At 52.9% G+C, this 23448-nt stretch carries 18 protein-coding genes and 1 pseudogene; 8 read left to right on the forward strand and 11 right to left on the reverse strand.

Annotation, left to right across the window (positions count from 1 at the left end):
- The first annotated feature begins 695 nt into the window (after nucleotides 1-695).
- A complete protein-coding gene (locus PD282_RS14000; RefSeq protein WP_274651291.1) occupies nucleotides 696-2960 on the forward strand; it encodes a helix-turn-helix domain-containing protein in 2265 nt (754 codons plus the stop codon).
- Nucleotides 2961-2964: 4 nt separating this feature from the next.
- Here PD282_RS14000 and PD282_RS14005 read toward each other — a convergent pair whose 3' ends face one another.
- The 4 genes from PD282_RS14005 to PD282_RS14020 all read right to left on the reverse strand — a co-directional run bounded on the left by PD282_RS14005 (nucleotide 2965) and on the right by PD282_RS14020 (nucleotide 8503).
- Nucleotides 2965-3837 (reverse strand): carbohydrate ABC transporter permease, encoded by an 873-nt coding sequence (locus tag PD282_RS14005; protein ID WP_274651292.1) that lies wholly within the window; start codon nucleotides 3835-3837, stop codon nucleotides 2965-2967.
- Between the two features lie 41 nt (nucleotides 3838-3878).
- Complete coding sequence (locus tag PD282_RS14010; protein ID WP_274651293.1) at nucleotides 3879-4802, reverse strand: ABC transporter permease; 924 nt, start codon at nucleotides 4800-4802, stop codon at nucleotides 3879-3881.
- Between the two features lie 129 nt (nucleotides 4803-4931).
- Complete coding sequence (locus PD282_RS14015) at nucleotides 4932-6464, reverse strand: extracellular solute-binding protein (protein ID WP_274651294.1); 1533 nt, start codon at nucleotides 6462-6464, stop codon at nucleotides 4932-4934.
- A gap of 14 nt (nucleotides 6465-6478) precedes the next feature.
- Nucleotides 6479-8503, reverse strand: a complete 2025-nt coding sequence (locus tag PD282_RS14020) for a beta-galactosidase trimerization domain-containing protein (RefSeq protein WP_274651295.1) — start codon at nucleotides 8501-8503, stop codon at nucleotides 6479-6481.
- A 456-nt stretch (nucleotides 8504-8959) separates the two neighbouring features.
- Here PD282_RS14020 and PD282_RS14025 point away from each other — a divergent pair, with 456 nt between their 5' ends.
- Nucleotides 8960-9952, forward strand: coding sequence for a D-2-hydroxyacid dehydrogenase (locus PD282_RS14025; protein WP_274651296.1), 993 nt, complete (start codon nucleotides 8960-8962; stop codon nucleotides 9950-9952).
- 781 nt (nucleotides 9953-10733) lie between these two features.
- Here the strand turns inward: PD282_RS14025 and PD282_RS14030 are convergent.
- Complete coding sequence (locus PD282_RS14030) at nucleotides 10734-10874, reverse strand: MerR family DNA-binding transcriptional regulator (protein ID WP_274651297.1); 141 nt, start codon at nucleotides 10872-10874, stop codon at nucleotides 10734-10736.
- Between the two features lie 251 nt (nucleotides 10875-11125).
- On the opposite strand from PD282_RS14030, the gene PD282_RS14035 reads away from it, so the two are divergent.
- The 6 genes and pseudogenes from PD282_RS14035 (at nucleotide 11126) to PD282_RS14060 (ending at nucleotide 17480) form a co-directional block, all read left to right on the forward strand.
- Nucleotides 11126-11713 (forward strand): DUF421 domain-containing protein, encoded by a 588-nt coding sequence (locus PD282_RS14035; RefSeq protein ID WP_274651298.1) that lies wholly within the window; start codon nucleotides 11126-11128, stop codon nucleotides 11711-11713.
- Nucleotides 11714-11920: 207 nt separating this feature from the next.
- Nucleotides 11921-13169 (forward strand): annotated as a pseudogene (locus tag PD282_RS14040) (IS110 family RNA-guided transposase).
- Nucleotides 13170-13884: 715 nt separating this feature from the next.
- Nucleotides 13885-15642: a DHA2 family efflux MFS transporter permease subunit gene (locus tag PD282_RS14045; protein ID WP_274651299.1), complete on the forward strand. Its 1758-nt coding sequence runs from the start codon at nucleotides 13885-13887 to the stop codon at nucleotides 15640-15642.
- A 41-nt stretch (nucleotides 15643-15683) separates the two neighbouring features.
- Nucleotides 15684-16247 carry an NAD(P)H-dependent oxidoreductase gene (locus PD282_RS14050; RefSeq protein WP_274651300.1) on the forward strand — a complete coding sequence of 188 codons (564 nt, stop codon included), beginning with the start codon at nucleotides 15684-15686 and terminating at the stop codon, nucleotides 16245-16247.
- 697 nt (nucleotides 16248-16944) lie between these two features.
- Entirely contained in the window at nucleotides 16945-17118 is a 174-nt protein-coding gene (locus tag PD282_RS14055; protein WP_274651301.1) for a hypothetical protein, read from the forward strand.
- Nucleotides 17119-17315: 197 nt separating this feature from the next.
- Nucleotides 17316-17480 (forward strand): hypothetical protein, encoded by a 165-nt coding sequence (locus PD282_RS14060; protein WP_274651302.1) that lies wholly within the window; start codon nucleotides 17316-17318, stop codon nucleotides 17478-17480.
- 185 nt (nucleotides 17481-17665) lie between these two features.
- On the opposite strand, the gene PD282_RS14065 is transcribed toward PD282_RS14060, so the two are convergent.
- From PD282_RS14065 to PD282_RS14090, 6 genes are all read right to left on the reverse strand, one after another.
- Nucleotides 17666-18052 (reverse strand): IDEAL domain-containing protein, encoded by a 387-nt coding sequence (locus PD282_RS14065; protein WP_274651303.1) that lies wholly within the window; start codon nucleotides 18050-18052, stop codon nucleotides 17666-17668.
- 134 nt (nucleotides 18053-18186) lie between these two features.
- A complete protein-coding gene (locus PD282_RS14070; protein WP_338045191.1) occupies nucleotides 18187-18492 on the reverse strand; it encodes an NAD-dependent epimerase/dehydratase family protein in 306 nt (101 codons plus the stop codon).
- A 74-nt stretch (nucleotides 18493-18566) separates the two neighbouring features.
- On the reverse strand, nucleotides 18567-19418 hold the full coding sequence (locus PD282_RS14075) for an NAD-dependent epimerase/dehydratase family protein (RefSeq protein WP_274651304.1): 852 nt from the start codon (nucleotides 19416-19418) through the stop codon (nucleotides 18567-18569).
- Between the two features lie 357 nt (nucleotides 19419-19775).
- Nucleotides 19776-20660 (reverse strand): carbohydrate ABC transporter permease, encoded by an 885-nt coding sequence (locus tag PD282_RS14080; protein WP_274651305.1) that lies wholly within the window; start codon nucleotides 20658-20660, stop codon nucleotides 19776-19778.
- 18 nt (nucleotides 20661-20678) lie between these two features.
- Nucleotides 20679-21569: an ABC transporter permease gene (locus tag PD282_RS14085; protein WP_274651306.1), complete on the reverse strand. Its 891-nt coding sequence runs from the start codon at nucleotides 21567-21569 to the stop codon at nucleotides 20679-20681.
- Nucleotides 21570-21647: 78 nt separating this feature from the next.
- A complete protein-coding gene (locus PD282_RS14090) occupies nucleotides 21648-23399 on the reverse strand; it encodes an extracellular solute-binding protein (RefSeq protein WP_420832295.1) in 1752 nt (583 codons plus the stop codon).
- Between the last annotated feature and the right edge of the window lie 49 nt (nucleotides 23400-23448).

The raw sequence follows: 23448 nt of genomic DNA on the forward strand, positions 1-23448 counted from the left end.
GACGCTCGCCTCCAGACTTTGGGAGACAGACGGGGCACAAACAAGAGGCCAAGAAGATTCCCGGCCTCTTGTTTGTACGTATGGCCGGCAACGCCTTTGCGCAGACGCTCAGCCGCGGCGCTGCCGTTTTATTAAATCAAACGTCCGGTCCGTCTGACGCAGCAGCTCCTCCGGTGTCGGACGACAACAATATCTACACAACGGAAGTCGCATAAACTGCGGCATTTTTATTTTATGTATAAAAGTTCTTGTCGTTTGCTCAAGACAAGAACTTCTATACAAAGCCGTATTAGGAAAAGAACTTCAAAACAGCCCCGTAATCCCGCGGCTATGTGCGTACAGACGCGGTTCACGGAGCAGCGCGGAGGCTTGATCAACCGGGCGACCGGAAGTAAGCCCTTGACCGCTGCTCCGCATTCCATCTGGAGGGATATTCCTGACGGCTAGTATTGCCGGACGGTTGAAGCAGCTTCCGGAGATCAGCCGGCATAATCGCACCGGCCGTCGAATATGACTTGTACAAGTGATGAACATTCGCACGATGCAAAAGCTGCTCTTCCCGGAGCAGCTTTTTTGAACGCTTTTTACTTCGTGCAATGGGCGAGGCAAACAATTGTCTATTGTTGGCGCGTGCCCACAGGGACTAGAATGGAGCTGTCTATCATCAGTTGAGGTGCTAAAGGAGGACGTACGGGATGAAATCTTACTTGTATCGTCTGATCTGGCTGGGATGCCTATCCGTCTGTCTGCCCCTGGTGCTGGCCAGCATCGTCTATTACAACACTTCAATGAAGCGAGAAATCGCGCATATTCAGACGAACAACCAGAATTCGCTGGATATTATCGAGAAGTTTATCGACGACGCCATGTTCGATGTGGTGGAGCAGTTGTCCAAGAGCGCCCTGAAGCCCGCCATATACGAATCCTTCCTGACGCTGGACGAGTCTTCGAGAGTCCAAAACAACATTTCCATATTGACGGAAGTGTCCGATCTTCTGGGTCGCAACAAATTTATTAAGAACGTCTATTACCTGAACAGAAATTCCGGGCTCATCCTCTCCAGCGAGCAGGGAAACGTGTCCGAACCTTATTTCAAATATAAAGAAGATTTGGCGGCGCTGAGCGAAATTCACAAGTCTGCTTACTGGCTCTACCTTCCGGCCAGCCGGAAAGACGGCTACATCTCATTAATTATGACCTTGCCCACGACGTCGCAAAATCCACAGGGCATGCTTGTGGCCCAGGTAGAAGTGGAGCAAATAAACGAATATCTTTCCACCATTCTGTCACTCACCCGGAACGAGTCGATCTTCGTCGTGAATAGGACCGACCAGGTATTGTTTCAATCTAACAAGCAGACGAGCACCGACAAGCTGGTCGGAGAACAGGTCGCCCGTGCAACCGCTTCCAGCGCGCTGCAATCGAGCAATGCCTCGGTCATGGACGTCGACGGGAACGAATATTTTTACTCCTATCGAAAATCCGACCTCGGCATCACGTACGTATCGGTCATTTCCCGCGCCGAAATTGTCAAGGATCTGGGGTGGATATTATGGACGACGATCTTCGCCGTTACCGTATTTCTGGCGATGGGCATCTTTCTGACAATCTTTAACTCCAAGTGGGCCTACCATCCGATCGGCCAACTGGTGAACTTCGGCAGGCGGCTTAGTCAGAACCGGATCGGCACTCCGAAGGAGGAAATATCGTATATCGGGGAATGCCTCGACTACTTCAACACCCAGCTGCAGTTGTCGAGCGAATGGATCAAGAGGTCGGAGCCGTCCTTGATCGAACGGTTCATGCAGCAGCTGCTGCAGGGGGATTACTTGTCCCCGGATTCGCTGTACGAGGATTGCAGGGACTACGGCATCCAAACCGACTGCATGTATATCGTACTGCTAGTTCGAGTGGAGGATTTCGGCAAAAACGGCCGGTTCCAGCCCAAGGATAAGCCGCTGTTGAGTTATGCGCTGATGAATGTAATGAATGAGCTGCTGGGCGGAGTATCTTCACGCAACAGCTACGTTTTGCACGATTTTCGCGGTTACGGCGTAGCCGTACTCCTCTTCGACCGCGACGCCGCAGCGGAGAGCGTCAATCAGGAAACCTGGACCTATGCCTGGAAAATACAGTCCGCCCTACAAACCTACCTAAACGTCAAGGCGTCAGTCGGAATCGGCAGGCCGTATCCGCATATCGCGGATATCGCATTATCCTACCGCGAAGCCCAGCTAGCCCTGCAGCTCCGCCTGCTCAAGGACTCGGAATCGATTCTAACATACGACGATGGCGTGCCCGAGAAGATGACGTTTCCCAAATATCCGCATGAGATCGAAGCGGTCATTACGGAAGCGCTGGTTAACGGAGACTCCGCCAGGTTCGAGCAGGGGGTGCGGGAATTCAACCAATTCCTCATCCGAACGGAGTCCTACTATTTTGTCTACCAGAGCTATCACGTCCTGCTCGCCACCCTCGTGTCCTCGGCAGAGAAGAAATGCGGTACCGCACTCGGCATACTGGAATACGACCTGTTCAATCAATTGAGAGCATACCAGAGCACGGAAGAAATCTGCCAGTGGTTTATCGATACGGTGCTGCCGCTATACCTGAAGATTATGAGAGAGAACAATAATACGGCAGGTAAGGCGGCGGTCAGGGAAGTGTGCAGGTACATCGGCGATAATCTGGAAAAGGACATTTCCCTAACCGAATGCTCCTCCTTGTTCCATATCAACGTTTCTTACCTGAGCCGGCTGTTCAAAAAAGAAACGGGCGTCACCTTCCACGATTATCTGATCAATCGTAAGCTGGGCGAAGCGACGAGGCTGCTGCTCGACAGCGACCGGACCATCAGCCAGATCGCCTCAATGACGGGCTTCTCGCACCGTTCGTTCAACCGCGTCTTTCAGCGGCTGTATAAAATGTCGCCCAGCGACTACCGGAATCATCACAGGTAGACGGCTAGCCCTTGACCGAGCCGAGCATGACGCCTTTGGCGAAATACTTTTGCAGGAAAGGATAGACGATCAGAATCGGCGCCATCGCGAACATGACCGCGGCCATGCGGACGGTCTCGAGCGGCGGAATGCCGTCCGCCGCCGTGCCGGAAGCGCCGAGCGGCGTGGAATCCAGCACGAGCGCCTTGATCAGCACCTGCAGCGTCCACTTGTTCGCGTCGGAAATATAGATGAGCGCATTGAAATAAATGTTCCATTGCGCCACCGCAAAAAACAGCGTAAAGGCTGCGATAGCCGGCATCGACAGTGGGAGGACGATTTTGAAAAAAATGCCGACATCATTGCTTCCGTCGATCTTGGCTGACTCCTCAAGCTCCGGAGGTAGCGAATCGAGGAAGCTCTTGACGACGATGAGCGTCCAGGCGTTCGTCAGATTAGGCCAGATTAAGGCCCAGTACGAGTTGAGCAGGCCGAGCCCTTTTACGATCAAATAATTGGGTACAATGCCCGCGTGGAACACCAGCGTGAAGACGACGAAGCCGAGCACGACACTCCGTCCGTCGAGGTCCTTGCGCGTCAGTCCGTAAGCCATGGAGAAGGTGGCGATAACCTGCAGCACCGTGCCGACAGCCGTAATGAATACCGTACTCTTGATAGCATTGATGAAGCTGTTCGTCGACAGGATGTACTTGTAGGCATCAAGCGACCATCTGGGAGGAAACAGGTAAAATTTTAAGGGCACGTAGACGTCTGGATCCGTGAAGGAAACGCTGAAAATATAAATAAACGGAAAGAGGCAGATCAGGGACAGGAGGGCCAGCACACTGTAATTGATCCAGTCCGCCGCCGTCAGCCTTTTTCTGTACACGAAGCTCATTCGTATCACCTTCTTCGTCTTCAATGATTAGCCGATTTACGTCAGTAAATGCCCTCATAGCCCAGCCGCTTGACGATCCGGTTGGCAGCGACGACCATAACGAGCCCGATCACGCCCTTGAACATCCCGACGGCGATGCCCTCACTGATCTTCCCGCCGATGATACCCTGCGTATAGGAATACGTATCGAATACTTCCGCCACCGAGTTGACGAGCGGATTCATCATCAGAAGTACCTGCTCGAACCCGACGTCGGCCATATTCCCGAACCGGAGGATGAGGAGAATAATAATGGTGGGACGAATCGCCGGAAGTGTAATATGCCAGATCTGCCGAAAGCGGCTCGCCCCGTCGATGGCGGCGGCTTCGTAGCGGGCGGGATCGACTCCGGCGATGGCGGCGAGAAAGATAATCGTGCCCCATCCGGTATCCTTCCATATGTTCTGCAGCGTCAGCAGAATCCAGAAAAATTTCGGCTCCGACATAAACAGTACGGGCTGGCCGCCCGAGGCGACGATCAGCTTGTTGATGATGCCGATGTCCGAAGAAAACACGAAGAAAGTTAAACTGACCAGCATCACCCAGGACAAAAAGTGTGGCAGGTAGACGATTGACTGGTTCCATTTCTTGAACGCTTCATGCCTGACCTCGTTCAGCATCAGCGCCAGCACAATCGGCAGCGGGAAGAAGAATACGAGGTTGAACATGCTGATAACAAACGTATTGCGGGCCATAGTATAAAATTTCTCGCTCTGAAACAGCTCGGTGAAATGGCTGAACCCGACCCAGCTGCTACCGAAAAAGCCCTTGAAAGGGCTGTAGTCCTGAAACGACAGGAGCAGGCCCCAGACAGGCAAAAACTTGAACAGGAAAAAATAGATGATTCCCGCCGACATCATCAGGTAGATGTAGCGATTCCTCTTGATGCGGGCCCACCGCTTACCGGTTGTCGCTGTCCGCTCCATGACTTCCCTCCATTCGAGAAACGGCAGGAAGGGCCGGATTTTCAGGGTTGCTGGCAGAAGATGATCGACAGAAGCTGAAAGCCCCGGCCCCTCTTATAGATTTTTAGAAACGTGAAACGACGCCTTGCGTTACTGCTTCTGCGTCCGCGACTTCAGGTCGGCGGCGAATTCCTGGTACGCCTTCTTGATCTTTGGGTCGCTGTTGATCTTGTCGACGTACTGCTTGTATTGATCCATCGTAATTTGACCGACGATCGCCTTGATCCGGGTGCTCTTTAATTCCGCTTCATAGGTCGGCCAGACGTCGACCCAGGTCGGGGAGTACAGGTAGCCGAACATGTCGGTCTTGCCGAGCTTACCGTAAATTTCCATTTCCTTCTCCTTGGCCTCGTTGGCGGCCTGTGAGGCGCCCGCGTAAGCGACCTTGCCCCACTTGGAGTAAGCCGGCGTCATGGCCGCAATCGTATCGACCGTAATTTCCTGCTTGCCCAGGTCGGTCATCACCCTATCGCCGTTCACGACATTGTAATGAACGCCTTCCTTGCCGTAGTATCCGAGGTCGGTCAGCTCCTTCGAGGCGGTCTTTTCGAAATAATCCAGAATCTTCGGCACCTTTTCCTCGGGTACCTTCTTGCTGATATATTGGCCGCCGCGGGTACCGATATCCAGCATCGCCCCGTAGCCCTTGGGGCCCTTAAGAGGCTGCAGCGACACGACGTTACCCTCCGGCTGCGTCTTCTTCACATTATCCGTATAGACGAAGCTGTAATAGGCACTGGCGTCGAAGGCAAACGCACGGCCCGAGCTGAACATGTCTTTCTGCTGTGTGACGGTGAGCGCGGAAAATTCCTTCGCCAGCAGCCCTTCCGCATACAGATCGCGGAACCAGGCAACCAGCTCAGTGAACTGCGGCGTCAAATAGGAATACATCAGGCCGCCGTCCGCGTCATAGGTTGGATCGGCCACGCCGAAGGCCGCATTCAGGGAGGGCGAGCTGGTCGCATCGGCGATGTCGTAACCGATCGTGCCGCTTCCGCCGGCGGGGTTGGCCTTGACGATGGCCTTCAGCGCCTCCTTGAACTCGTCGACCGTCGTCGGCATCGGAATATGGGCTTTATCCAGCCAATCCTTGCGGATCATGATCGTATTGTCGATCTGCGCCCGGCTTCTCGGAATGCCCATAATTTTGCCGTCGTACTTGACGTAATTCCATGAGCCGGGCACCATGTTGTCACGCAAATTCGGGTATTTGGAGAAATCGCCGAGGAAGGGAGTCAGATCCCAGAAGGCGCCCTCCTGGATCGCATTGACAAGCGTCGGCCGGGTAAAGTCCGCCTTCAGCACCTCGGGAATGTCCCCGGATGCGAGTACCAGGTCCAGCTTGGAGTTATAATCGTTTCCGTCCAGCACGAAGGAGATGTTCAGTTTCGTATTAGTAAGCCTTTGCAATTCTGTATAAAACGCATTGTCCAGCTTCGGTATCGTATTCGTAAAATTGGTCATGATCTCGATGGGAACTGGCCCTGAATCCTCCGTCTTGGACTCCTTGCCGCCTTCAGCCGTGCCGGGCGTTTTATTGCCTGCGCCGCCTCCGCTGCAGCCGTTCAGCACCAGAAGACCGAGTATGAAGGGCAGGCTGAATTTCACCCATTTCCTAGTCATTGCATCCACCCCGATCAGCTGATTTTGATCGCCTCGAAAAGTTTAAGACTTGGGATTTTTACCGTTAACGTGCCGCTGTCTGCCGTGAACTCGCAGTCCTTGCCGGTTACGAGGCTTCTCACGGACTGCGGCGGCTGGGTCTTATCATAGGGAATCGAGACCTCCAGATCGGACATCGTTACGGGGGCGTAAAAGGTAACGCCGAAATGCCCCGACGCGTTCACCAGCTGAAGCAGCTCCGAGGAGCCGTCCTCCTTGGCAAACACCGTCGCCTCGACCATCGGCGACAGGTTGCCTCCGATCGGCTGAAGTCCTGCTGCATGCTCCAGCAGGTCAGCCATCAGATCGATCGTATTCGTATGTCCCTGACGGTGGAACAGCGCCCCCGGCTGCCAGGGGATGAAGATGCCTTTGCCCTTGCCGTATGAATTGATAGTAAATCCGGGATGATCCGTGATCTGCGTGTAATAGCAGCGCTCCGGCGGCCCGAACATATGCGGGGGGATCAGCTGCAGTTGCTTCTCCGCAGTATCTTCGTAATCGGCGTATATATAGCTTCCGTCCAGATATGCCAGGTCGGTAACAGGGAAACGGGTCAGCCCCGTCTTGTCATTCAGCTTGAAGCAGGCGGAGGTCATATCCGGGGCAATCTCGTTCACTCTGCGGATGCCGAGACATTTCAATGCAGGAGCGGAGCGATTTTCGTAGGACTCGTCGGCAAATCCACTGCGCGAGACGGAGATGACAACGCCTCCTGCATGGGCGAAGGCGTCCAGCTTCCGGGCAAGCTCGTCGCCGATCGGCTGATAGTCCGGAATTATGATTGCCTTATATTTATCCAGCGGTACCCCGGTCGCTGCCGGCACCATGACGGCGTCGAACGGGAAATGATTTTCCGTCAGGATTCGGAACCACCCCTGGTATTCGGCCGTGTTGCCGTCCGGGCCCCGCAGCAGGGCGATGGTCGACTTCGACATAATGTTCCTGAATTCGTCTTGATGCTCAGAATGGAATGCGAAGGCTTGCTTGATCCGCTCGTAACCCGACTTGTCCTCGTGATTGTCCAGCCGGCCGATCAGATAATAGTCGAGTCCTCCTCCGTTGGCCAGGTTCTGGTACAGGCGGAGCTCCTGCTGATGCGGCGATACGGTGACGTGACGGTACTGATAATCGATGAAGTCGACCGTCGTGTTTGAAGAGACCATCGGCTTGTAGGAGCTGACCACATATTTGGTGTTGTCGGAAGCATCGTACTGCCAATGGGGCAACGCGCGGGCGATCGCCGTGTTTGATTCCTGCCTGAATACGCCGCGTTGGTTCAGGTTGTTGGAGACGAGCAGATCGGGATTAATGGCCATGATCGCGTCGTAAATCCGCTTGGAATGCTCCTTCAACGTCATGTTTTTAAAAATTTTGTATTTACGGAATACCGGATCGCTCATATCCTCCCTGGTCGGCAGCGGGAGGCCGAACATGTCGCCGAACTTGCGCTTGCAGCTGTCGCACTGGCAGATGCCATGGTAATTGTAGCTGTAATCCTTCACCTGATAGCCGCCCATATTGAAGAAGATGCCGTCAAAATCGTGAGTCGTCAGAAGCTCCCGGATAATCTCGATCGCATAGCTCTGCTGGTATTCGCTGTTGAGGCACACATGGACGTCGCCGTTATAGTCGACGATGTTTCCCTGGACGCTCTTGTACGCCCATTCCGGATGCTGCTCGTAGATCGGTTTGCGGACCTTGGAAAAGTCGGTTCGAGCCGTCACCGCAATATCCGCTTCATGGCAGGCTTCAATAATATCCTTCAGGCTGTCTCCCTGCAGATACGGACTTTGGAAATGAAACGGCAGCTTGGTCGGATAGCTGGCAATGATGCCCGCCGCGTTTATCAAGACCGAAGTTGTTTTAAACTCCTGAAGGTCGGCGACAAACCGGTCGGCGTCGATATCGATCATATCGATTTCGCGCAGGTTCGTCTGAATTTGCCTCCATGGCCGCTTGGTCCACCAATTCGATCTGCTTCCCGCTTCTATGGACATTGAAATAATACCTCCGTTACGTTCTTTAGGATAATTGCTTGCTTGGGCTAACTCTCCGCTATGCCGTCCTGCAAATATAATCGCCCCTGAGTCTGTTCCTGCGATCGTCAAGATCGGCGGCATCCCTCCTTCAAGCACTGTCGTCAATCCGGCTTGCTTCCTCCAGCTTATCGGTTTAACCGTGCGGCCTTCAATGGACTTCCTATGACTTCCGCAAAAAAACAGGCTTTCCGCGGACCAAGTCAATAATTGTCCGGGTCGGGCGAACCTACCGACGAGATGCGGTTCGCAGTCGGGTCGAGCGCGTCTCGCGGCGAATGATCGGCGGCGCCTGGCCGATTATGGATGCTGGGCGCGAAAGTCACAAATTGACTATACCGCGCCGGATCGTGGAGCCGTTATAGTTGACGGTAAACGGTTGGAGTCAAAATCCATTTACAGTCGGAGGGAATAGACATGAGATCTATTAATGTCGTCCTGACAACGGTGCGGTATGAGGATAAGCATTGGGAGAGGCTCCGCCAAGCCTTCGAGCCGGCGGAGATTATCCGGCTCCTTCAAGACGACTCGCCGGGAATAGCGGCGGCGCTGGAGCGCGCCGATGCGGCCGTTCTGAGCGGCGATCTGGATGAGCGGTTTCTGAATGCGCCGCAGCTTCGATGGGTTCATTGCGATCATGCGGGACTGAATAAGTGTGCCTGGCCCGAGCTGTTCGATCGCGGTCTGCAGGTTACGAGCTCCGCGGGACGGTCGGCGCCGGTATTGGCGGAGCACGCCCTATTCTTCATGTTGGCTCTGGCGTACCGGTATCCGGAGTTTCTCGACGCGCAGCGGGCCCGCAGGTGGGGCATTCCGGAGCAGGATAAGCTGAGGGGGTTGTACGGTAGGACGGTTGGCATTGCCGGCATGGGCCATATCGGGACGGAGCTGGCGGTTCGCGCGAAGGCGATGGGCATGCGGGTGCTCGGTTATCGGCGAAGCGCCGGTACGCCTCCGTCGGGAGTCGACCGCCTGTTCTTTCAGGAGAGGGGGGAGGGACTGGAGGACATGCTGCCCGAGTGCGATTTTGTCGTGCTCGCCCTTCCTCTGTCCAATGCGACGCATCATCTCATCGGCGAGCGGGAGCTGGCGCTGATGAAGCCTTCGGCCTGCATCATCAACATGGCCCGCGGAGCGGTGGTCGATGAAGCCGCGCTACTGTCCGCCCTGCGCGCCGGCAAGCTGGGCGGCGCCGGACTGGATACCTTTTCGCAGGAGCCGCTTCCCCCGGATAGCCCGTTGTGGGATGCGCCGCGCACGCTGATTACGCCGCACACCACGCCGCAGGTTCCCGACCGTACGGGGCGGTCGCTGGACATCATATGCGAAAATGTCCGGCGGTACCGCGAAGAGCTGCCGTTACTCAATGCGCTGCGGCCGGAGGATGTCTACACCCCTTCAAACCTGTAAATTGCGCCCGCGCGAAGCCGCGGCGGACGAGAAGCCTGGCGAATGGCAAACGGAAACGGCTATAGGCCCGACTAGAGGGGAGGATCTGACAATCAAGTTGAAGTCCTGGATACAACAGGGGCTGGATATGAATATAAAAAGACCTTAGGGGACTAGGATGACAATATTCGTCACAATCAAACGGATTTCCTACTGATCGCTAATGAAAGCATGGATCAAAACACGAGAGGGAAGATTCATGAACATGCGTTGGCGTAAGCCTCGAAATTGAAGGGATGGAATGGGGCAGAGGAGCTGATCGGCAAACGCCGCCAGGGGGAAAATCTCGCATCCAGAAAAAGAGCCCATAGTAACTGGGCTCTTTAATAACCTTAGAATATAGGAACTCTATTTTTTCAAAAATTTTGTTTTTTGATTATGACGATTAATAAAATCCTTCATTTCTGCATCTGCATCCACACGTTGATCATTCGAGATCGGAACAGCCATGATTCCATCATTTGAGTGGACGAATAACAGGACGACGACCAGAAATTGATACCCGGCCGGCGACTAAAGGTTTTGATTTGCGCATGAGCATCAACTCGCTTGTGCATAGTATAACTCAACTAGTCTTTGGGTTTCAACAGGCGGAATGGCCAAGAGACGTTGTTTACTGTTAACGACTTCTATGCCATAAACTTGGTTCGTACGTGCGTTCGTATCGTGATCCTGCAAAATCGTCTTCAGCTCAGTTAACGAACAGCCGATGCCTTGAAATTTCTTAATCAGCTTTAACCGCTCAGTTTGCTTCGTCTGAGTAGTTGCGGTAATTATTCTTCTCTCGCTGAACATGCCTGCTGTCAAGCAAGCCTTCTTTCTCATAAAAACGAATGGCGTGGGGTGTTAAACTCATCAAGTCGACTAATTCTTGAATTTTCATATGATTACATACCTCCAAATGCTTACCTTAGAGTGTACTTCATAGTTTAGACTGAAGTCATATCTTCGTCAAACGCTTAAGGAGGCGTACACGATTATGCGTATAGCGAACCGATCTGCGGGCCAAGGGGGAAACGATCATCCTTGTTGTCCCGATCTTTTTTCAAAGCCACCATTTTTATTATTATTTTCCACTGTTAGGGAATGCTTTCTAACAAAGCGAAAAGCGATATAACAGTTGGAGGGGTAAAGATGTGGTCCATTATTTGGAGCTCAATTCTTTTGGCATGTGTCGGTACCTTGTTTTTAAGGATAAGTGGGCGAAAATCGATTTCACAGATGACGGCACAGCAGTTTGTAATTTTACTGAGCATTGGAACTGTGATCGGCACTGAGGTGAGCGGCAAGGGGATGGCGAAGACGATTTTAGCGTTGGGTACGTTTATTGTGTTCCTGATTGCTGTCGAGTGGGTAACTTTACATTGGAATCGAGCGGAGACGATCTTGAAAGGAAAAGCAGTGCCTATCATACAAGAAGGGAAACTGGTTATTCAGAACCTACGCAAGCTCCGAATGTCTGTTGACGACTTGGAAAAGCGGCTGCGTATTGCAGGGATCTCGCGTATCGAAGATGTGGAATCAGGTACAATCGAAAGTAACGGCGACCTTGGTTATGACCTGTATTCTGACGCTAAACCCCTAACTAAGGGGGATTTGGAAAAACTGCTAAAAGCTTATTTCCCGCAGATTAAAACGCAGTCCGCACCTGACAAGGAGAGCATTTTTTCCGAAGTGGAAACCAATTCTCATCCCGATAAGGTTCTCGAACAACTTCAATGAAAAGTGTCAGAAGACAAGAACATTTTTATTATACATAAAAAGTCGCATAAATAAAATGCGGCTTTTATTTATTGTGTAAGAAGTTCTTATTCGTTAGGATTCCTGTAGAGCGTTAATTTTGCGCTTTGCACAAAAACGAGCGCCTCCGGTACGATGGGGTAGTCATGGGTCATAGCCCTTTAGCCATCTTAAGGAGGTCGCTCTATCTTGAAGTTTAAAGCCCAAGCCAAACAAAATCAACTGCTTGAACGCATTTCAACCCAGCACATTGTCATCGGTATCGACATCGCCCAGCAGTCCCACGTTGCTCGTGCCGTCAACTTTCGCGGAATCCTACTCGGCACTCCGCTTCACTTCTCCAACGACGATGCCGGCTTCGGCCAACTGCTGCAGTGGATAAAAGATCTGCAGGAAACGCACCAGCTAAGCGACACCATCATCGGCATGGAACCAACCGGCCACTACTGGCTCAGTCTAGCTGCCTGGCTCAAGGACCGGAGCCTCGAGGTAGTGTTGGTAAACCCTCATTTGGTCAAAAAGAACAAGGAGAACCGCGACAACACGCCTTCAAAAAGCGACGTCAAGGATGCCTTGGTTATCGCCGACATGGTGAAAAATGGCTACTACACCTCCATCAAAGACACCAGTGAAGTGTTCATGGAGCTGCGCGTGCTCATGGCAAATCGGGAGACCATCGTCCATCGTCTCGTCAGCGTGAAAAACCAAATCCACCGCTGGGTCGACATGGTGTTTCCGGAGCTGCGGCAGGTATACAAACACCTCATGGGCTCCGGATCGCTTGCCACATTGCGTCTCTTTCCTACGCCTGCCGATCTTCAAAAACTCACCGTTCAACAGGTAGTCGACGGCTGGAAAACGGTCATGAAGCGCCACAGTGGTGAACGAAGAGCTCGCGAGCTGCTGGCTCTTTCAGCTCGCTCGGTCGGCGCCAAGCATGCAGAGAAAGCCTACAAGCTTCATCTGCAACAACTGCTGGCCGAATATGATTTGACCATGGAGCAGTTGCAGGTCATCGAAGATGAAGTGACGGCCGCACTGGCCCGGATCCCACTGGCTAAGCAGCATCTTGTCTGTCGCCGGCATTCTCGGTGAAGCTGGCGACCTCAGCGGCTATGCACATGGCAATGCGTTGCTACGGCATGCCGGCCTCAACCTGGCTGAAGCGAGTTCAGGCAAATGGAAAGGCCAGATGTCCATCAGCAAACGTGGCCGACCACGGCTTCGGCATGCCCTGTTCATGGCAACCATGGCCCTCATCATGAACGATGTATCGTTTAAACGACAGCACGAAGTGAATGTGAAGACAAAAGGTATGAAGCCAATGCGCTCGGTTATGAAGCTTTGCGGCAAGTTGGCACGCCTTCTGGTTGCCATGGCAAAGAGCGGCGAAGCTTACGAACCGGATCGAGCTCTTCCTATGAAACAATCTGCTTAACCGCTTCTCAATTCGCACGAATACTGGCTTATTCGCGGGATCTCAAGACTGCACGGAGTACCGGATTGCGTTGAACAAAAGGGCATGGACCCGTACCGTTAGGATAACCGGCCTCCACCCACCGGATAGGCGTAACGAAGGAATGAAAGGGCATCGACCCGTCGAGAAATGGGAGTGAAAGCCTCCGGAGGTACGTGGAGCAGCGTGCAACAGAGCCGTAAAAAAGGAGCGAAAACTCGCCCCTTCTGTTCCCGCATGCGCTTCGGTTGCTGAATTTGACGGTACATCCCCTCTTCTATCCGAATAACGATTTATCCATTGGGGAGATCCTGCGAATAAACGAGCATTCGTGAGAAAACTGAATCGAACCGAGGGAGTTCAAGATAAGAACTTCTATACAGAGCCGGTATTAGGCCAAGAACTTTTATACAAGGCCGATGGGATTAAAATACGCGAGTTATTATGCTAACGGGGGTACAATAGTACAATGACGACGAAATTCAGTGTGGGTTACTCGAGACACAAAATTACCTTGAATGCCATTTCGGCATGAATCTCATTTCCTTTGATGGTATGGCTTATTAGCGCCGCATTGCCGTCATTAATAATTGAGGCTTAATTGACCAGGAGAACACAGGTATGACCTGGGGGAGATCGAGCGCATTCAGCAAGTCGTTTTACGCATTCTAAGAAAATCCAGAGAGGAGGCTTAGCCATGACTACTATGATATCCAATAAATTGCGCACATGGCCGATCATGGCCTCCTTGCTCATTGCCGCGTTCGTGGCACTGTTAAGCCAGACCGTGCTTAACGTCGCGCTGCCGAAAATGATGGTGGATCTTAACGTAGGAGAAAGCACGATCCAGTGGCTGTCCAACGGCTATCTGCTGGCAAACGGGGTGCTCGTGCCGATCAGCGCCTTCCTCGTCAACCGGTTTACGACCCGGAAGCTGTTTCTTACGGCTTCATCTGTATTCGCAGTCGGCACGATCGTTTGCGCCGTCTCCGGCGATTTCAGCGTCCTGCTGACCGGTCGCCTCGTGCAGGCCGTTGGCGCCGGCATCCTTATGCCGCTCATGACCGTCGTCGCGCTTACAATCTTCCCCGTCGAGGAACGCGGGAAAGCGATGGGACTCATGGGCGTCGCGATGATTTTCGCGCCGGCGGTCGGTCCGACGCTCTCCGGGTGGATCGTCGAGAACTACGACTGGCACGTGCTGTTTTACATCGTGCTGCCGCTCGCCATCATCGCCGTTATTTTCGGCGCCTTCTTTATGAAGGACGTCATCAAGACCTCCAGACCGAAGCTCGATATTCTGAGCGTTATCGCGTCGACCCTCGGCTTTGGCAGCCTGCTGTATGGGTTCAGCGAAGCGGGCGCCAAGGGCTGGGACACGACCGAAGTCATCGTCTGCCTGGGCGTCGGCGCCCTCGCGCTCATCCTGTTCATCGCGCGTTCGATCTTGGTGAAGACCCCGCTGCTTGAAATGCGCGTGTTCAAGTATTCCATGTTCTCGCTCACGTCGCTGATCAATGTCATCATCACGATGGTGATGTTTTCCGGCATGATCCTGCTGCCGATCTTCCTTCAGAACATTCGGCACTTCACGCCCCTCGAATCCGGTTTGCTGCTGCTGCCGGGCGCGATTCTGATGGGCATCATGTCGCCGATCACGGGCATAGTGTTTGACAAGATCGGAGCACGTTGGCTCGCCGTCATCGGACTCGCCATCACGACCTTCACCACGTACGAATTCAGTCATTTGGAAGCAACCACGACGTATGCCCACATGATGATCGTCTATTCGGCTCGGATGTTCGGGTTGTCCATGCTGATGATGCCGATCCAGACCGCCGGCCTCAACCAGCTGCCGCGCCGCCTGAACGCGCACGGCTCGGCGATGTCCCAGACGCTGCGGAACGTATCCGGCGCGCTCGGTACGGCCCTGCTCGTCACGGTTATGACTAACAAAGCGTCCGCGCACGCCAAGGATCTAATTATTGCAGGCCAGATCGATCCGAACGATGCCGCCAAAATGGGCGAAGTCACGCAGCAAGCCACCATCTACGGCATCAATCAGTCCTTCGTCGTCGCGACTTGGGTGACTGTCGCCGCACTCGTCCTGGCGTTCTTCATCCGCAAGGTGAAACCTCAAGAGGATGCGGTGCAGGAACCGGTTAAGGTGTCGGAAGAGAGTGGTGTGGCGCCGATACCGAAACGAGCGGAAAACCAGGAGTACACGGACCGGCACAGCGCGGACGGTGAATTTCGCAATGCCATCAGAGGATTTTTAAAGACACCTCAACCCGCGAATGACGATAAGCATTTTAACGATATAGATTATCGGAAGGCACTTCTTAAGTTAAAGGGTACCGCTCTCAAGGATACACACAAAGAGGAAGAAATGAACGATAAAGGATACCGGGAGACGCTTAAGAAATTGACGGGACCTCTAAATGAAAACGAGTGAGGAATCGCGCTTGAATGCCCATTAAAGAGAGGAGATTAAACATGAAAATTTATATTGTTTACGATAGCGAAGCGGGTCATACGGAACAACTTGCCCGATCCATTGCCAAAGGGGCTGAACGTGTAGAAGGGGCAGAGGTTTTCATTAATCACGTCAAAAAGGCAAATGTCAGAGATCTTGAACAGATGGATGCGATTGTCTGGGGATGTCCCGGACACTTCGGCACGATTAGCTCCGGATTAAAAGAATGGATCGATAGGCTCGGATATTTATGGGCAAATGGGACATTAGTTGATAAAATCGGTGCTGTATTCTGCACAACGGCATCCATACATGGCGGTAACGAAGCAACCTTGCTTAACCTGATTACGCCGATGCTGCATCAAGGCATGATGATTGTCGGCTTGCCGGCCAATATTCCAGAGAATGCGCTATACGGCAGTTATTATGGAGTAGGGGTTACATCTCCAGTTGAAGATACCGATGATGCGCTTAGTCAGTCGCTTTTTGGGAAGGGTCTCGCGTTAGGAGAAATCTTAGGTAACCGTGTGGCCAACGCGGCAATCACATTTGCAGCAGGTAAAAAATCTCATGATATGAATTGATTTACCAAAGTCAAGTACCCCGCGACCGCCAAAGTTTACTGCTACAGACATCGGCGGCTTCGGCTTTCGTCTTGGCAAGGTGACTCGTCCGGCTGCGGCAGCCATTTCCCTTGGCTGCGTTAGGCTTTCCCAGCCCCGTTGGGCTTACACCCTAAATGACACCCATAGCCGGACGTACACCAATGAGAGCGCAGGATGTCGCCGACGAACATGCTACCAAGGTCAGAGTAACAGATTATTTACCCGAGAAGAGGTGCATCTTATGAAAATCAAGCTCATTCACCATGCGACGCTTTGGCTGGACTGCCGGCGCGGCTCTCCTGAACGATCCCATGTTCGGCGTTGCGGGAGTCGACCCGCCGATTCAGAATTCCGGCATAATTGGCTTGCTTCGTATCTCATCCTTGCAAACCCGGTGCACAAACACAGCGGAAAATGAGTGTGCACAGGCTGAGTAAAAGCCGCGTCCAAATTCTAATGAACGGCATTGAAACCTATGCGAAGCTCCAGAATCCCCGCAGAAGGCGAAAAAATCATTGATATGGATATATCGAAACGGTCAGGTGGGAAACCTGATTAGAGATATGTTGATCGAACGGTCACAATCCGGAGTAAGGATTCGGTTTATCAGAGACAAATGGGGGAGACGAAAGTTTCCGTAAAGTTAGATCGATCAAATGATGGAAGCTGGAATCAAATGTCAGACGATATTTCCAAGGTGTTCTCCAACGGAGGGAAAACTTATAAATTTCGAAAAAAAGGAGGACTTAGGCGCTATCCTGTAGCGAATGATGTACAGCTGTTGCTTCGTATCGCTTCATTACCGCCCGAGGAATCGCTGCCTGAGGCGCTGCAGCACAAAGTAAAATAAGTGAATGGGTGGAAGGAAATTATCCCTTGTTTTTTCAAATAAATTAATCGGCTTATTTAATAGCCCCGCTGTGACTGGCCGATTCACATGCGCCGAAGCCAGTTTATGGGAATTTGGTACGAGCATGAATAACTTCCATTCGCTGTGGCATTCTAAACTCAAAGAGTTCAACCAATTTGTATAGGAGGTGATCCGATATGCCGGATCGCGAGTCGGAAATCAAGCAACCCGACAGCCCTGAAATCGAACAGCAAAACTTTCCCGAATTTGAACAATCGACGGAACACCCGCAAAGGGATGATACGAAAGTTCAGTCCGAGGAGATACGTTACGATAATGCAACAGACTCCCTGTACAGATAGAAGGCAAGCCGACGTATCCGAATTCCAGGAATGCGTCGGTTTTTTCATGGCTTAGAACAAAACGACATATGTACAAAATACGGGTTTTGTGCAGTTCTATATAAAAAACTCCAGACAAAAAATAAAATCCCTCTCCATTATATTGGAAAAGGATTTTCAATAATCCTGCTCATCTTTGTTCACGTTCATACCGTTCCGTGACCCAAACGACCCAATCGATTGTTGATTGACGTGCTGCGCTGCCGATTGGCGTTAGCGGAACGTTTTGCTTGCTGCCCGCGCAGGGAAATCAGTTGTGCGGTAAGCTCGTTAAACCATGGTTCGTCCCGTGTAGCCAGCGCAAGATCGATTAAACTATTGAACTGTTCCTCTTGATCGAGCGGCGCGTCGGCCAGTTTACTAACCGATTGGTCCTGAATTTCGACCAGCTGACCGATGGCGGCTTCATGATCCGAGGCCACAACGTGAACGCCTACCGTATGTTTGGCCGTATTCAATGTGCCGATGTATCCGTGTACCAATTCGCCTTGATGCGTGTTTCCTTTTACCCAATCGCCAATCTGAAATTTCATTGCCCTCACCGCCTGTCGTTTTGTTACTGTAATTATAATAGTTACAGTTAAGAATTGCAATCCCCATTTAAAAATGCCCTTCGATCCGTACTGAAGCCGGATTGAAGGGCAACGATCTCACTTACGGTTAAAACTCAGTCTTGTTTTACATAGCTGCGCCATGCATGCTTGGGCTGCCAGCCCAGCAGCTTTTTCGCTCGCGCATTGCTTAAAATCGTCTCGAATCCGTCAAGCGGCGCACGGAAATCCGTTACCTCCGGGAACTGTGCAGCCAGCAGCTCGCGGCTCGAGATCGCCATGCTGGTATCGTCCGCAGCCAAGTTGATCGCAACGGATCCAAGTCCCTCGGCCTCGATGGCAAGCCGGCATGCTTCCGCGATATCCCGGGTATCGACATAGCTCCACAGGATACGGTCGCGCTGTTTGGAATCGAATTGCAATCCCCATTTAAAAATGCCCTTCGATCCGTACTGAAGCCGGATTGAAGGGCAACGATCTCACTTACGGTTAAAACTCAGTCTTGTTTTACATAGCTGCGCCATGCATGCTTGGGCTGCCAGCCCAGCAGCTTTTTCGCTCGCGCATTGCTTAAAATCGTCTCGAATCCGTCAAGCGGCGCACGGAAATCCGTTACCTCCGGGAACTGTGCAGCCAGCAGCTCGCGGCTCGAGATCGCCATGCTGGTATCGTCCGCAGCCAAGTTGATCGCAACGGATCCAAGTCCCTCGGCCTCGATGGCAAGCCGGCATGCTTCCGCGATATCCCGGGTATCGACATAGCTCCACAGGATACGGTCGCGCTGTTTGGAATCGTGGATGAACGACGGGAATCGCTCGTACCGCTCCGGCGGGATGACGTTGCCGATCCGGAAAGAAACGATCTGCATGCCTGTCCGCTCATGAAACATGTCCGCCGTCTTCTCGTTCACGACTTTGGATAAGCCGTAGCTGTCCTGCGGCAGCTGCGGATGATCTTCGTCTACCGGCACATACTGCGGGCCGAACCGGTTAACCGCGAACACGATGCCGTACGACGATTCGCTCGAAGCGATGACCGCTTTTCGGATACCGAGTCCTGCAGCCGCTTCCAAAATGTTGTACGTCGACATGACGTTATTCCGGAAAGTCACTTCACTCGGCACAATATGGGCCGCTGGAACCGCTGCCAAATGAACGACGGCATCCGCACCGGCGAGCACGCCGTAAGCCTCGCCCAAATTGTTCAAATCGACGACCAGCGTCGGGCACAGCTGTTCCTCCGGGCGCTTCACGTCCGCATTCACCACATCGTACCCCTGCTCGACAAAATGCTTGACCACCCATTTGCCCAGCATGCCGCTTCCGCCGGTTACAACCACTTTTGCCATGATGTTGCCCTCCTTGGTATGAATTCGCGCCATAACTCCTTCATTATAAATTGAGTCCTATACACTGAATAGTAGTGAATAAATTATTATTTAATGATATTGAATATATGTACTATAAAATTTATACCGGCCGCTTCCTCTCCCTTCCCCCCCCTGTGGTTTCGGATTCAGGCGGCAGCAGATTGCCTGGCGGCAGGCGGCCGTACACCTGAGCTCGTTCGTTTCGATAATTTCGTTTAAGCGTTCCATATATTAATGAAGAAACACAACGACCAGACCGCGGTAATCCTCCATAAAACAAGGAAAGCCGCACGATGCGGCTCCCCTATCTCCTATGCAGTTTTCTCGGAAATTCGGTTATTCCTTAACCGAACCGAGCGTGATTCCGTGGATGAAGAAGCGCTGCAGAAACGGGTAAACAACCAGCACGGGTATCATCGCGATAAAGATTTTTGCGGCGTTCAGCGTTTGGTTGGACAGCTCGCTCAGCTTCCTGAGCTGATCCTCCGTCATGTTTTGCGTATCGATCACGACCACCAGCTGTTGAATGTACGTTTGCAGCGGGTAATGGTCGACGGTTGACGTGAGCACCAGTCCGTTGAAAAACTCGTTCCAATGATACACGATCATAAACAGCGTGACCGTCGCAAGCACCGGAACGGACAGCGGGACGAACAGCCTGAACAAAATATACCAGGGACCGGCGCCGTCGACCAGCGCGGCTTCCTCCAGTTCCTTCGGCAAATTGCGGAAATAGTTGACGACCAGAATCACGTTGAAGAACGGGACGGAATTGGCCAGCACCAGCCCCCAAATCGAATTGATCAGCCCGATCGATTTGACGGTTTCGTACCACGGGATGAGGCCGCCGTTGAACAGCATGCAGAATACGAGAATCCACATGATCGCGTTGCGCATGCGGAAATCGCGCGTGTTTTTGGACAGCGGATACGCCATCAGCACCGTCACAATGAAGGAGATCGAGGCGCCAAGCAGCACCCGCTCGATGGAGATGCCGAAAGCATGAAAAAATTTGCGGTCGCCCATGATTTCATTGTACGAATTGAAATTAAAACCGACCGGCCACAAATGCACGAGACCGGCGGCGGCCGCCGTTTTCTGGCTGAGCGAAACGGCCAGCGTGTACCAGATCGGCAAAATGCAGACCAGCGCAATCAGCGACAGCAGGACGATCAGCAGCACGTCAAACGCCTGGGAGCCGAACGTTTTTTCTCTGACCATAACGATGCTCCTTTTACGTTAGAAAATTCGGTAATTGGCGAATTTGGACGCCAGAATATAGGACAGCGTAATCAGGAGGAAACTGACCACGGACTTGAGCAGGCCCACGGCGGTCGCGAGGCCGTACTGCAGATTAAGCAGGCCCGTGCGGTACACCCACGTATCGATAATATCGCCGGTCGAGTAGACAAGCGGATTGTACAGGTTGAAAATTTGATCGAAATTCGCATTCAGCACGTTGCCGAGACTGAGTGCGGCCAGCAGCACGATCGTTGCGGAAATGCCGGGCAGCGTTACGTTTCGCAGCCGCTGCAGCCGCGTCGCGCCGTCGACCGCTGCCGCTTCGTAAAGCGACGGGTTGATTCCGGTGAGCGCCGCCAAATAAATGATCGTGTTAAACCCGAACTCCTTCCACACGTCGCTGCCGACGACGATGCCGGGAAACCACGACGCTTTGGCGAAGAATAGGATCGGCTTCACCCCGAACAGCGACAGCACCTGGTTGACCGGACCGGTATAGGATAAAATATCGAGCAGAATGCCGGCCAGAATGACCCATGACAGAAAATGAGGCAAATAAACGATCGTCTGGATCCAGCGTTTAAATACCGTAATCCGCAGCTCGTTCAGCATCAAGGCGAACACGAGCGGCACGATCAGGTTGGCAATAATTTTCAAGACGGCGATGAAGATCGTATTGAAGAAAATGGTCCTACTGTCGTTCAGCGAAAACATGTAGCTGAAATTATCGAACCCTATCCAGTCGGAATGAAACACGCCGACGCCGGGATTGTAATCCTGAAAGGCGATGACCAGCCCGAACATCGGCACGATGCTGAAGATCGCAAGCCAGACAAATCCCGGCAGCAGCATGAGGTAATAATGTTTGGCGAACCCTTTGTTTTGCATGCTTCCTCTCCTCTCCTGAAGCGATTGCCGGATAAGCGGCAGCGCGCCGGAGTTTGCTCCTCCGGCGCCCGCGATTTCCTATTGCTTCGCTTCCTCCGCAACCTCGTCTGTAATCCGTTCGCCGCCCTGCGCTTTCCAGTCCTTGACGAACTTGTCGAAATCGTCCAAAGGTGCGGCTCCCAAAATGATCTTCAGGAACGTCTCGTCTTCCATCTTCTGAAGGTTTGCCCAGCGGCTTTCCATCGTTTTCGTCTGGGAATAAATCAGGCTCGGCACCTTGTTCATCGGCTGATCGACGATCGGCGCATCGCCGACGAGCAGCGAATACATCCGGTTCCACACGCCCCAATCCGCCGTCGGCTTCCAATACTGAATATCCATTTTGTCGTACGGCTGCAGCTTGACTTTTTTGACCGTATTCACATCGTTATTCAGCAGCTTGTATTCCGGATTGTTCGCGAAATCTTCCGGCTTCTTCGTGCCGGCCAGCACCTCGCGGAGCGCTTTCACCGTAAATTCGGTTTCATCGTTCGGCGCATAAACGATACGCAGCGGATAGTTGCCGATGGCGACGCTGACGTCGAACTTGGATTCGTCGCGCAGCAGCAGGTTCTCCATTTTAATCGCCGCTTCCGGATGCTCGTAACCTTTGCGGACAACGAGGAATTGGCTCGAAGGCGTGCCGACATGCGGACTGAATTGACCGTTCCCGTCAAGCGGCAGCGCATAAGCCTGCCAGTTCGCTTTCGGATCGTTCTTGACCGCGTTGCCGAGCGGACCGTAGCCCATCCACCAGGGCCCGAAGAAAATACCCGCCTGGCCGCTGATGATCGGCTCGGAGGAATCCTTGCGTACGCCGGTCTGCTGGTCGATCAGTCCTTTGGCATACAGGTCGCGCAGCTTCGCAAGCGCTTCCTTCGTTTGCGGCTGAATGGATCCGTATACCGGCTTACCATCGTCCCCTTTCAGCCAGAAGCCCGGATAGGAGTCGTAAGCCGCGAAAATCGGGTCGAAGCCGTATAAGTTGTTCGTCGACAGCAGGAAGGTCGCGTACATATGACCGCCGCTTTGCGGACCGACGATGCCGATCGTATCCGCTTTGCCGTCGCCGTCCGGGTCCTGCTCAACGAACGCTTTTGCCACTTTCTCGAGATCGTCCATTGTTTTCGGCGGCTGAAGGTGCAGCTTGTCCAGCCAATCCTTGCGGATCCACATCTCGTGAATGCCGTCCGCCTGAACCGTTACGTTCGGCAGCGCGAGCATTTTGCCGTCGAACGTAACGGATTTCATCGCCACGCCGTTCGTCGAGTCGATAATTTTTTTCAGCGGCTCGGACGCATAATTGTTGTAGGCATCCGACAAGTCCTGCAGCTCGCCCGCTTTGGCCATCTGCCGCAGCTGGGCGTCGTTGACGACCATCGCATCCGGAAGGTCGTTGCTGGCGATCGACAGGTTGACCTTTTGATCGTAGTTCGTTCCGGTAGCCGCCTGCCAAGCGACCTGCGTGTCGATATTGAGGTTGTCCTTCACGTAGCGCGTATACTGATTGTTGGCCGGCGTATCGCCGGCGGGCAGACTTTTGTCAGTCGGATCGACGGCCTGCCCGATCTTGATCGTAACGGTCTGATCGTATTTGCCGAACGGATCCCCCGGCTTCCCGCTGTTTGTCTGTCCCCCGCTTCCCGAATTTGAACCGTTTCCCGAGCTTGCCTCCGAAGAGCCGCCGGAAGACTTGTCGCTGCAAGCGCTTACGAATACAAGAGATGCCGCGACTGCAGCCATAACACTGATTTTCACATAACGCATTTTCGTCCCTGCCTTCCTTTTCATTTTGCCGCATCCAAAACGTACCATATTCTTAGCGAAGCTTTAGATAGAT

The organism is Paenibacillus humicola, from assembly GCF_028826105.1.
GTDB lineage: Bacteria > Bacillota > Bacilli > Paenibacillales > Paenibacillaceae > Paenibacillus_Z > Paenibacillus_Z humicola.